This window comes from Rhodococcus sp. NPDC055024 (assembly GCF_053608585.1).
On record NZ_JBSGVT010000007.1, the window covers coordinates 97,354 to 108,654 of the forward strand.

Here is an 11,301-nt window from a genome sequence, read left to right on the forward strand (position 1 = left end):
CGTGAGCGGTTAGGGAGTCTCTGGGCTCCTTAACCGCTCACAGGCGCGCAGCGCCTAAAATCTCTGCAGCCAGAGCGTCGTTGTGCCGGAAGAACCCTGCATTGGTGCGCGGACGAGGGAACGCCGCCGACCAGTTGTGTCCGGCAACCCACGGCCCGGCAGCGAAGCGGCGAGGATGAGCAGTGTTGTCCTGATGAAGAATTCGTGACGTGCCGTCGACCGCGAGCTTCGCAGCACTGTCGGCAGTGGCACGTAGTTCGACTGCCTCGCCCCGCCCGTGAAGGGTCCGCAGGAGCGAGTCACCGCTCGCGCTGATGGAAGCGACAGGCAAGCGCGCCTCGACGAGGGTGTTCGCGGCCACGATATCGGTGTGCGACGCACTGCGAGCGACAAAGATCCCCGCTCCCGTTGCCGGGTCGATCTCGGTGGAGAACACCGAATCCGGCCCGAGGAACTCGACGATGCCGGCCTCGTTGAGGGCGACCAACTGTTCCAGACGCTCAGGCGGCGGACCACTGGCAATGAAGCTGAAGAACGAATGAAGCCACCCCTCGACGTCCTTGGCGACGGATTCGGCCGGGATTCTGCCGCGCCGCAACAATTCTCCGACAGTCATGTACGTCGACAGCAGTGCTGAGAAGACAGCTGCGTCGGCGCTGAAATACGAGTCCGACCGGCGTGCGACGTCTGCCGAGATGTATTCGGTGATCCGAGATTGGACCTCGGCAAGTCCGTCGTAGCGCTCACCGCCGAGCGGGCGGTTGAGCCGTTCGAGATCGATACGGTCCTCCGGCTTCGGGACCGCGTTCTCGACCAGTTCTTGCAATCGAGGCGATCCCCAAGCCAGCGCGGCGAATTCGGCGTCGAACTCCTCCCAGGTGCCCACCGTCCGGTCCGGGTGCGAGGCGAACAGCTCGTGATAGTGGGCGCCTGCCAGTTCTTTCGACGCCAGGGGCCAGATGTCGTTTCGGAAATCCAAAGGCCCGTCGCCGGGAACAAGATCAGCGGTGAAGAACCGCGGTAGCGGTGGCCGGGCGTCAGCGATCGAGTACGAGATCTTGGAGTGATACGGCACGCCGCGACGAGATCCGGCATACAACAGTGGTTCCCGACCCGAGGGAGCGTAGGTGAGGGCGCCGTCGTCACCGCGTTTGAAAACACCGCCGCGGCTCTCGGCGAGCAGAACCATCCAGTCGATGAAAGCCAACCCGAGTCCGGCGATCAATACCGGCTCGCCTGCTGGAATGACATCGGCGTCGAGGTCGGCGGTGTATCCCGGACCCACATAGGTCAACCCGTGTTCGGACGCGAACCCGCTCAGTGCGGATTCGCGCGGGGCAGCCAACGCATCCGGGTGCCCCTGTGCAAGAAGGACGGCCGTCGCCTCTATGACAACGCCGTCGTCCAGATGAACATTCTGTACTTCGCCCACGTTCACGATGTCGACCACGGATCGTCGATGAACCCGAACATCGACGTGCGCTGGTGCAGAGTCGACCGCGGTCTGGAACACCCAGTTCAGGTATCGGCTTTGCAGTGACCTCGATGCAAACGACGACGGCGTGACGGTCGGCACTTCTGCCGTGATTTCGGGGAAGTGGGCAAGCTCAGCCGAGTTCTCGGCGACCCATTCCGCGAGCGTCGGACCCGGCAGTACCGGACCGGTGACTGCGGTGGTCTCGTCGGTGAACATGGTGACGTCTGCGGTTGTCGAATTCATCCACAGGAGCGGCGCTTGGTTGCCTCTCCAAATACGGCCGGCACCTGCCGGATACGGGTCGACGACATGAATGTCGATCGGTGTGGGATCGGCGTTCACCGATTCGTGAGCGAGGATCCGCTCGAGTACGCCGGTACCGCGGGGTCCACCGCCCACGATCACGATGACAGTTGCTGTCCCCACTGAGGTACGGGGTCGTTCGCCGGGCACGAGTCCTCCATCGGACCTGGCAGAAAGCACCCGCACCTCAGCTGAGGGGGTTGCTGCGACGTCACGGAGCCAGGACTCTCGATCGCTCTGGATGGTTAGTCCAGCTTATCTTCGGAGAATCGTGAGGCAAGGAATTCCGGACATCAGATCAGCGTGAATCAAACAGTTGTCAATCGGTCTCCCGAGTCGACAGATCGACGGCTACCTTTCGGTCTGCGTCGCCGGCAGAATACGGGCTCGAACATCCCCGAAGCCGATTCGTGAACCGCCGATGCCGGGAGCGGTGGCTGAGATGGAGATGGTGTCGCCGTCTTCGAGGAAGGTGCGAGTCGCGGAGCCGACTGCGACGGGTTCTTCGCCGCCCCAAGTCAGTTCGATGAAGGCGCCGCGCTGATCCTTGTCCGGTCCGGAAATGGTTCCGGACGCAAAGAGATCGCCGGTACTGGCCGCGGCGCCGTTGATGGTGGTGTGCGCAAGCATCTGTGCAGGCGACCAGTACATCTGCGCGTAGGGCGGTCGCGAGACGACGTGACCGTTCCATTCGACGGCCAAATCGATGTCCAGCCCCCACTTCTCCTCACCGCGCAGGTAGGAGAGCGGTTCGGGGTCCTGCACCGGAGTGTCGATTCGGGCTGCTTCGAGGGCGAGCAACGGTACGACCCACGGTGAGATGGACGTCGCGAAGCTCTTCCCCAGGTTCGGGCCGAGGGGGACGTACTCCCACGCTTGGATGTCTCGGGCAGTCCAATCGTTCACGACGACAGCGCCGAAGACGTGCTCGGCGAATTCGTCCGGGGTGATGGAATCACCCATCTTCGAGGGAGTTCCGACGATGAACCCCATCTCCGCTTCGATGTCGAGGCGACGCGACGATCCGAAGTCCGGGTTCTCCTGATCGGGTGACTTGCGCTGTCCGCAGGGGCGAATGATATCGGTGCCGGAGACGACGATGGTGCTCGAGCGTCCGTGGTATCCGACGGGAAGGTGCTTCCAGTTCGGCATCAAGGGAGCAGCGTCCGGGCGGAATAGCCTTCCGAGGTTGGTTGCGTGATTCTCCGAGGCGTAGAAGTCGACGTAGTCGGCCACGGCGATGGGCAAGTGAAGTGTCACCGAGTCGACGGAAAATACTGCATCCGAGTCTATTTCACCGGTCACGAGTTCCGAGATCCGGTTTCGCACAGATATCCACTGATCTCGGCCCTGGGCCATGAATGCGTTCAGGGTCGGTTCGGAGAAGACGGAATCACCCAGTGTGGCTGCGAGATCGACCACCGAGTCGGCGACCCGTACACCGATGCGCGGCGACTCTCCCTCGGGGGAGAAGACACCGTACGGCAGATTGTCGAGACCGAACAGTGAGTCGGCGGGAATGTCGATGGTCGTGACGGTCATACGAATGTTCCTTCGGTGTTGTCGGAGCGGACGATCAATCCGAGCCCTTCGAGCTCGGTGAGGGGGTCCGAGATGCTGCACGTACCGAACGAGAGGAATCGGCGACGCACCTCGCCGGCCTCGGCCTCGGTCAATCCGGACAGGGTTCGCGCAATCGATTCGTCGTTGCGCTGCGCCAGTGCAGCAACAACTTCCGAACGATCGGCGCCCCTCCTCGCAGCGTCGACGGCCACCATGATGTTGAGGAAGCCGTGTTGCTCGAAGCCTGTTTCCGGATCGGTGTTGCGCACGCCGTGGTGCAGTCCCGCGGTTGCCTTGAACGGGATATTCGCTCGGACAACGGATATCACCGCATCGGCGAGCTCTTCCTCGTCCGGGTACGCCTCGGCGACAATCCCGCCGGTGCGAAACTTGGCGGAGTACCCGGCAGTTTCGAGAGCTGTCAGATAGTCCGCGCGCCGATCACCACGGGGTACCTCGACAAAAATATCGACGTCGGGATGAGCGGCATGGACACGAGCGAGTTCCTCGAAGGCCGCATCAGCGTCCAGCCCGTCAGGAATTCCCACCTCGACGGCGGCGACGTGAACACCAGGGCTGGCGAGCGCGTTCGACAGTGCGGCCGCCGTATCGGCTGGGCCGGCCGGTACGGTCAGACTCAGCGTCACCGGGTTGTCTGCCGAAACATACGCGGCCAGTTCGCTCAATCGCGGCGCGGGAAAGACGAAGGGCCCGACCAGTGCGTCGTAGTCCGCCTGCAGGTAGGCGGCGTGGGCCGGAACTGCCTCGGCGAGAGGAGCATTGCCGGGTGGGAAGAGTGCTGCGTCGTCGCACAGGGCGCGGAGGAGGGGAGAGATGATCGTCATTGCTGCGGCCCCCGCCCTGCCCAACTCCAGGCGTAGGCTTCGTCTTCGCAAGCCAAGGCTCCCTCACCCAATTCGAGCGGACGGAACGTATCGACCATCACGGCCAGTTCGTCGAAGAACTCCGCGCCGATGCTTCGTTCGTACGCGCCGGGTTGTGGGCCATGAGCGTGGCCACCGGGATGAATCGATATCGAACCCTGCCCGATACCGGAACCCTTGCGTGCCTCGTAGTCACCGCCGCAGTAGAACATGATCTCGTCCGAGTCGACGTTGGAGTGGTAGTACGGCACCGGGATCGAGAGCGGGTGGTAGTCGACCTTGCGCGGTACGAAGTTGCAGATCACGAAGTTGTTCCCCTCGAACGCCTGATGTGCCGGCGGCGGCTGGTGAACGCGGCCGGTGATCGGCTCGTAGTCCGTAATGTTGAAGGTGTACGGGTACAGGCAGCCGTCCCAACCGACGACGTCGAAAGGATGAGTGGGGTACACCATTCGGGTTCCGACGATGCCTGCCGACGTACGGTGCTTGACCAGTACTTCGACGTCCGTGCCCTCGGCGACCATGGGCGCGATCGGTCCGTGCAGGTCTCGTTCACAGAACGGTGCGTTCTCGAGCAGTTGGCCGAAACGGGAGAGATAGCGCTTGGGTGGGACGATGTGACTGTTCGCCTCGATGGCGTAAGCGCGGAGTGGCTTGTCACCCTTGGGGATCCACCGGTGGGTCGTGGACATCGGGATCAGGACGTAGTCACCCTCGCGGGCGTCGAGCGTGCCGAAGACGGTCTCGACGGTAGCCTCGCCGGACTCGACGTAGACCATCTCGTCACCGATTGCATTGCGGTACAGGGGGGATGGTGCGGAAGCAACCACGTAGGAGAGTCGGACATCGGCATTGCCGAGTATGAGACGACGGCCGGTTACCACGTCGGTCTCGTTCCAGATGCTCTCGGGGAACAGTGCATGGAGTTTCAGATGGCGGGGTTTGAGGGGGTGGTTGGGCGTGGTGCTTTGGTCGCGCAGTTCCCAGACCGTTGCGTCGACGATGGCCGACGGAATTTCGCGGTGGTAGAGCAGCGACGAATCGGAGGAGAAACCTTCCTCGCCCATCAGTTCTTCGTAGTAGAGGTTGCCCGACTCGTCACGGTGTTGGGTGTGACGCTTCGGTGGAATGTTGCCGAGTTGTCGATAGAACGCCATGACGGGGCTCCTTCTGTGCTGTTCTGCCTGGCCCACATCCACCAGATAGTAAATACATTAACTAAAATGATGTGATGCGTGCAACCCTCGAGACGGTGTTGATTTGCGTCAGTTACGTCCGCGTACGTCGAATTGGCTGCGGTTGGTGATCAGTTTGTCCAGGAGCATGACAAGGATGCGCTGTTCGGCTTCGCTCAGGACGCTGACCCAGGCGTGCTCGCGTTCGTTTTGCTCGCGAAATGCCTCGACCATGGCTTCTCGGCCCTTGTCGGTCAGGTACAGCTGGACAGAGCGTCCGTCGTTCTCGGTGGGGCGGCGATCGATCAGTCCGTCTGCCAGCAGGGACTTGGACAGGTTGGAGACCGCGGCTCGACTCATCCCGGTGAGCCCGGCGGCAGCCTTCGGCTCGATCGGTCCGGCGAGCCAGGTGACGAACAGTAGTCGGAACGACGACCATGACCAGCCGCGAGGGCGGTGGATCGACGACTCGAGATCGTAGGTGACGACGTTGGAGGCTCGATTGAGCGTCAGGAGTACCTCAGTGGCCAACTGGTCGCGAAATCCGTGTTCTGTGGCCAGTCGCTTGTTGGCCAGTTCGATGAACGACCAGAAGTTCAGTTCGCCGACGGTTGTCAGGTCATCGGTTGCCTGGTTGTCGGTCCTCGGGTCATTCATGGCCTAACCCTAGCGCGATCGGGTGGTTCAACACTTAATTAATGTGTGTATTACTTCTCTGGACTGTGACGAACCTTGGCGACTCGGAAATTCGAGCGCTAGTCCGAACGATCGTGATTGCGCAAGGCGGAGACGGCGGCGGACGGGAGATCGAGCACCCTTCGTGCTGGGATCAGTTCGCCGAGGCGCAGTGGAAGCCTCGACGATGCCATCTGGTTGGTGTTCAGCGGACCAGAGTCATCTAGAATTTGATTCTCTTTTCCTCGTCAATATTGTGAATCATCGTCTCAGCTTTGCGAAATCGCAGACATAGAATGAGTCCTTACCTAGAATTCACTCACAAATCTGTCGGGTGTTGGATCCATGAGATCGACGTGTCCGTGAACTGTGAAAGTGAGTCGCAATGAAGCGCTCGTACCGAGCTCGCGCTCGAATCTGCATGGTTGTCCTGGCGTCGGCGACACTGGTGGTGACCGGGTGTGCGAGTAGCGGCCAAGGTACGACCACGGATGCATCGGACGTGACGGCCGGAGTTGTCGGCGACCAGAACGACGGGGGAGAGCCACGCTCGGGTGGCACGGTCTCGTTTGCGACGTACAACGGAATCAGCAGTCTCGACCCAGCAGACCGTCAGGACGGCGGCGCTACCGGTGGTAGCGAAATGGCAGCCATTTACGACCTTTTGATGCGCTTCGACACCGCTGCGGGAGAATATGTTCCCCACATGGCGCAGTCTTTGTCTGCCAACGACGACAACACGGTGTGGACACTGAAATTGCGCGACGGTGTCACCTTCAGCGACGGCACCGCGATGGACAGTGCAGCAGTGTTGTGGAGCATCGATCACTATCTGCAGAAGAAGGGAACTCACGCGCTGGTGTGGAAGACCGCTGTGCGCGAGATGAATTCACCGGATCCGAGTACGGTCGTCTTCACCTTGGCGCAGCCGTGGGACGAGTTCCCGATCATGTTCACCACTGGTCCCGGCATGATCGTCGCACCCTCGTCGATGGCAACCGGCACTTTCGTCCCGGTCGGGGCAGGCCCGTTCACCGTCGAGAAGTTCGCTTCCCAAGACGAATTGGTGCTCGCTGCCCGTACAACGTACTGGGACGGGGCGCCGTATCTCGAGAAGTTGCGCTTCCCGGCAATTGTCAACGAGAAGAGCAAACTGGAGGGCCTACACACCGACGGAATTCAGGTTGCCTATCTGAAGTCTCCCGATTTCATTCACGAGGCTTTCGAAGCCGGCGATCCGGGATTTGTGTACTCGGCCAGCATGGCCGGAGTGCTGGCGATCAATCAGCGCGACGATCGGGCGGCGAAGGACGAGCGTGTGCGAAAGGCGATCGTCGCTGCGGTGGATCCGAATACGTTCAACGAGCGGGTTCAAGGCGGCTTCGGTGAACCTGGCACTGACATGTTCGCGTCGTGGTCGCAATGGCACGGTTCGGTGGCGGGAAACGGTTTCGATCCCGAGGCTGCGAAGAAGTATCTGGCCGAGGCGAAGGCCGACGGTTACGACGGAAAACTGACCTACGTCGGAATGAACGACCCGGCGACGCAACGCAGCGCGCTGACGTTTCAGTCGCTCTTGCAGGCAGTGGGTTTCACGGTCGACATCACCTACGCAACCAGCATCAACGATCTGATCTCCATGCTGTATGCCAAGCACGACTACGACGTGTCCTACTTCGCGTTCAACGTTCTCGAAGAGTCACCGTTCGTGCGTATGTACGGCAATCTGTTCAGTGAGTCGCCGTCGAATATCCTCGGCTACAAGAACGCTCGGATGGACGAGTTGCTCGGCAAACTGCAGACGGCGTCGGGGGAGGAAGAGCGTCGAGCCGTCATCGACGACATCCAGACAGTAGTCAACGAGACGGCGCCGATGGCTGTGGTCAACTCCGGCAAGGTCTTCATTCCGTGGCGCGAGAACGTGCACGGAGTGACGCCGAGTGCGGACGGAATTCTGCTCTTCGGCAATACGTGGTTGAGCTGACCCCCGTGCGCCTTTTTGGTAGTGCCCACTACCGAAAAGGCGCACAAGGGCTTTGCCCCTAAAGCTCCGCTCGGACCAACTTCGCGGCTTCGACGAGGTTACGCAGCGACGCTTCGACCTCGACCGGTCCGCGGGTCTTCAAACCGCAGTCCGGATTGACCCACAATCGTTCGACCGGAACGGCTTTGAGTGCTTCGCGCAGCGACTCGGCGATCTCGTCGACGCTCGGCACACGCGGTGAGTGGATGTCGTAGACGCCCGGGCCGACGCCGAGGTCGAACCCGACCGAACTGAGATCGTCGAGCACCTCCATGTGTGATCGAGCCGCCTCGATGGACGTGACGTCCGCGTCGAGACCGGCAATGGCACCGATCACCGCTCCGAACTCGGAATAGCACAGGTGCGTGTGGATGGCGGTGGAATCTGCGACGCCCGAGGTGGCCAACCGGAAAGCGCCGACGGACCAGTCCAGATAGGCGGGCTGGTCTGCCGCACGCAGTGGGAGTAGCTCACGCAGTGCGGGTTCGTCGACCTGGATGATTCCGATACCGGCGGCCTGCAGATCGACCGTCTCGTCTCGAATGGCCAGTGCGACTTGATTTGCCGAGTCGGCAGGCGGTTGGTCGTCGCGGACGAAGGACCAGGCAAGGATGGTGACGGGCCCGGTGAGCATGCCCTTGACCGGCTTGTCGGTCATCGATTGTGCGTACGTGATCCAGTCGACGGTCATCTGCTTCGGACGCGAGACGTCGCCGTACAGAATCGGCGGACGCACGCAGCGGGTGCCGTACGACTGGACCCACCCGTTGGCGGTGGCGAAGAACCCGTCCAACTGCTCCGCGAAGTACTGGACCATGTCGTTGCGTTCCGGCTCACCGTGAACAAGTACGTCGAGATCCAGCTTTTCTTGGAGCGCAACAACTTCGGCGATCTCGGCGCGCATACGGTTGACGTACTCGGCTTCGTCGATCTCGCCCTTGCGCAGCGCCGCGCGAGCGATGCGGATCTTCGACGTTTGCGGGTACGAGCCGATGGTTGTCGTGGGGAGCGGCGGAAGAGAGAGCAACTCGTCCTGGGCCGCACGGCGTTCGGCGGCGGGTGCTCGACCAGTTGCCGAGTTCAGAACGGCGTCGAGACGGCCTCGAACACTCGCGTCGTTGAGTCTGCGATCGTCCTTGCGGGTCGAGGCGGCCGCTCGCGCCAGAGCGAACTCGTCCTCCACCGATTCCCGACCCTGTGTGAGAGCAGTTGCGAGAGTGACTACTTCCTTGACTTTCTCGGTTCCGAACGCGAGCCACGAGCGCAGTGCCTTGTCGACCCCGGCTTCCGCGTCGAGCGTGTACGGAACGTGCAGCAGAGAGCACGACGTCGAGACGGCAAGCGTATCGACGCTTCCCAGCAGAGCGCCCAATGTGCTCAGTGCCGAGTCCAGATCCGACCGCCAGATGTTTCGTCCGTCGACCACTCCGGCGACGACCAGTTTGCGGGCGAGTTCAGGTACGGAGCCGATCGAATCCTGACCGGCCACCAGGTCGACGGCAAATCCTTCGACGCCGGTCGAAGCAAGTGCGGGCAACGCGTCACGCAGCGAACCGAAGTACGACGCCAACAGAATCGACGGTCGCTCCGAAAGCGCCGAAAGCTGTTCGTACGCAGCGCGTGCCGCTTCGATCTCCTCGTCGGTGCGATCGCCCACGAGTGCCGGTTCGTCGAGCTGGACCCACCCTGCACCGGCCTTCGCGAGCCGGCCGAGTAGGTCCGCATAGAGAGGGAGTAGTTCGTCGAGCCGCGAGAGCAGCGGCTCGTCTGTGCCGACAGCCTTCGAGAGCAGCAGGAAGGTAACCGGTCCGATGACGACCGGGCGGGCCGCAATGCCGTCGGAAAGCGCTTCTGCCAGTTCGGACAAGACCTTGGACGGGTCGAGTTCGAAAGTGGTGGACGGTGAGATCTCCGGCACCAGGTAGTGGTAGTTGGTGTCGAACCACTTCGTCATTTCCAGCGGCGCAATGGTGTCCGTCCCACGGGCAGCTGCAAAGTAGCGGTCCAACGGATCGGTGACGGGCGCGACGCGATCGGGTAGTGCGCCGAGAAGAACTGCGGTGTCGAGCATCTGGTCGTAGAAGGAGAAGGTGTTGACCGGGATTGAGTCGAGGCCCAGGTCACGGAGGTCGGCCAAGCCCTGCCGACGGAGGTCACGGGCCACGCTCTGCAAGGCGTCGGCGTCGATGCGCCCCGCCCAGTAGCTTTCGGTTGCCCGCTTGAGTTCTCGATGAGGACCGATGCGCGGTGAGCCCAGCACGGTCGAAGTGAATGTCGTTGTCACGGAGTTTCTCCAGATTGCCAATGCATTGATGGCCACTGCCGGCAGACGGGTACACCTCACGAGACCTCGAGTTTCGGCAGGCAGCACTGCCCGCACCGCACACGAGGTCCGATGGAGATCTACACGCCCATTCCACGAGGCGGTGGACCGTCGGGCACGGCGTGCCCGACACAGTCGGCAGGTCTTCGGACTCGCGGGCACTCGATCGAGTTGGATCGAACCTACTGGCCGTCGCTTCCCAGGCGGATGCCCAGTGCACATAAACGGCGGTCGTTCCTGCTTACCGCTGCGGGACAGTCCCGGATTTTCACCGGGTTCCCTCTCACTCCGACAGCTTGCGCTGACGGGGCTTCGACGCCGGGAACGGTCTTCGGGGCTCCTCATGACCGTGCCGGGCGAACCAGCTGCATCGACCAGCATAAGGCCAACCCTCCCTGAGCAGTCAAGGAGAGTCGACGAAGCACTAGGCGCGTGACATGTAGGAATTCGAGTCCGGTGGTACGCGCGGAAGATTCTCCGAGGAGCGCAGATTTTCCGCCATTTCCACGAGCAGATCCTGCGACGACGGTGAGAGGTCGACGACTCGCGAGGTGAGGTTTCGCAGGCGCACGTTGTGCAACTGTTCGAGTAGAGAAAGGTCAGCTTCGCCACCGGAGATGGCGGGCGGAGTGTGGTCGGACGGGGCGTAGAAGTAGTCCGGATGGACGTTGAAGAAGTGCGCGAGGGCGGCAACCACTTCCGGTGACGGATTGGTTCGGACGCCGGTGCGCAGTTGTGACAGATACGGAGTCGAGATGCGGCAACCGAACTCGGTCATGCCGCGAACGACCATCGCATTGGTGACGTGAAAGTCGGCAGTCTCGAACAGCGAGTTCAATCGATCGTTGAACTGGTTCGACATGAGACGCCCCTTCCCC

8 protein-coding genes and 2 riboswitches are annotated in these 11,301 nt (G+C 61.8%); of the genes, 1 reads left to right on the plus strand and 7 read right to left on the minus strand.

The genetic code is table 11. The features are described from left to right. Positions 1 to 37 precede the first annotated feature (37 nt). From ACWF6P_RS16410 to ACWF6P_RS16430, 5 genes are all read right to left on the minus strand, one after another. Positions 38 to 1,930, minus strand: a complete 1,893-nt coding sequence (locus ACWF6P_RS16410; RefSeq protein ID WP_452621698.1) for an FAD/NAD(P)-binding protein — start codon at positions 1,928 to 1,930, stop codon at positions 38 to 40. A gap of 4 nt (positions 1,931 to 1,934) precedes the next feature. Beyond that, positions 1,935 to 2,028, minus strand: a riboswitch (SAM riboswitch). A 103-nt stretch (positions 2,029 to 2,131) separates the two neighbouring features. Next, positions 2,132 to 3,322, minus strand: a complete 1,191-nt coding sequence (gene fahA, locus ACWF6P_RS16415; protein ID WP_452621699.1) for a fumarylacetoacetase — start codon at positions 3,320 to 3,322, stop codon at positions 2,132 to 2,134. Beyond that, the gene (locus tag ACWF6P_RS16420) at positions 3,319 to 4,188 is read right to left on the minus strand and encodes a hypothetical protein (RefSeq protein ID WP_452621700.1); all 870 of its coding nucleotides are present in this window, start codon (positions 4,186 to 4,188) and stop codon (positions 3,319 to 3,321) included. Before ACWF6P_RS16420 ends, fahA begins: the two co-directional genes overlap by 4 nt. After that, on the minus strand, positions 4,185 to 5,384 hold the full coding sequence (locus ACWF6P_RS16425; RefSeq protein WP_452621701.1) for a homogentisate 1,2-dioxygenase: 1,200 nt from the start codon (positions 5,382 to 5,384) through the stop codon (positions 4,185 to 4,187). Before ACWF6P_RS16425 ends, ACWF6P_RS16420 begins: the two co-directional genes overlap by 4 nt. 108 nt (positions 5,385 to 5,492) lie before the next feature. Continuing rightward, positions 5,493 to 6,059: a MarR family winged helix-turn-helix transcriptional regulator gene (locus tag ACWF6P_RS16430; RefSeq protein ID WP_452621702.1), complete on the minus strand. Its 567-nt coding sequence runs from the start codon at positions 6,057 to 6,059 to the stop codon at positions 5,493 to 5,495. A 403-nt stretch (positions 6,060 to 6,462) separates the two neighbouring features. Here ACWF6P_RS16430 and ACWF6P_RS16435 point away from each other — a divergent pair, with 403 nt between their 5' ends. After that, entirely contained in the window at positions 6,463 to 8,061 is a 1,599-nt protein-coding gene (locus ACWF6P_RS16435) for an ABC transporter substrate-binding protein (protein WP_452621703.1), read from the plus strand. A 58-nt stretch (positions 8,062 to 8,119) separates the two neighbouring features. Here the strand turns inward: ACWF6P_RS16435 and metE are convergent, their stop codons facing one another. Together metE and ACWF6P_RS16445 are read right to left on the minus strand one after the other, a co-directional pair. Further along, positions 8,120 to 10,384, minus strand: coding sequence for a 5-methyltetrahydropteroyltriglutamate--homocysteine S-methyltransferase (gene metE / locus ACWF6P_RS16440; protein ID WP_452621704.1), 2,265 nt, complete (start codon positions 10,382 to 10,384; stop codon positions 8,120 to 8,122). 159 nt (positions 10,385 to 10,543) lie between these two features. Beyond that, a riboswitch (cobalamin riboswitch) is annotated at positions 10,544 to 10,752 on the minus strand. 95 nt (positions 10,753 to 10,847) lie between these two features. Beyond that, the gene (locus ACWF6P_RS16445; RefSeq protein ID WP_030535308.1) at positions 10,848 to 11,285 is read right to left on the minus strand and encodes a helix-turn-helix domain-containing protein; all 438 of its coding nucleotides are present in this window, start codon (positions 11,283 to 11,285) and stop codon (positions 10,848 to 10,850) included. Positions 11,286 to 11,301: the final 16 nt, after the last annotated feature.

What these genes read in the sequence shown, in the direction of transcription:
- ACWF6P_RS16435 (WP_452621703.1), top strand. Translation starts at nt 6,463, where the DNA reads ATGAAGCGCTCGTACCGAGCTCGCGCTCGAATCTGCATGGTTGTCCTG.
- ACWF6P_RS16420 (WP_452621700.1), bottom strand. Translation starts at nt 4,188, where the DNA reads ATGACGATCATCTCTCCCCTCCTCCGCGCCCTGTGCGACGACGCAGCA.
- ACWF6P_RS16445 (WP_030535308.1), bottom strand. Translation starts at nt 11,285, where the DNA reads ATGTCGAACCAGTTCAACGATCGATTGAACTCGCTGTTCGAGACTGCC.
- ACWF6P_RS16430 (WP_452621702.1), bottom strand. Translation starts at nt 6,059, where the DNA reads ATGAATGACCCGAGGACCGACAACCAGGCAACCGATGACCTGACAACC.
- fahA (WP_452621699.1), bottom strand. Translation starts at nt 3,322, where the DNA reads ATGACCGTCACGACCATCGACATTCCCGCCGACTCACTGTTCGGTCTC.
- ACWF6P_RS16425 (WP_452621701.1), bottom strand. Translation starts at nt 5,384, where the DNA reads ATGGCGTTCTATCGACAACTCGGCAACATTCCACCGAAGCGTCACACC.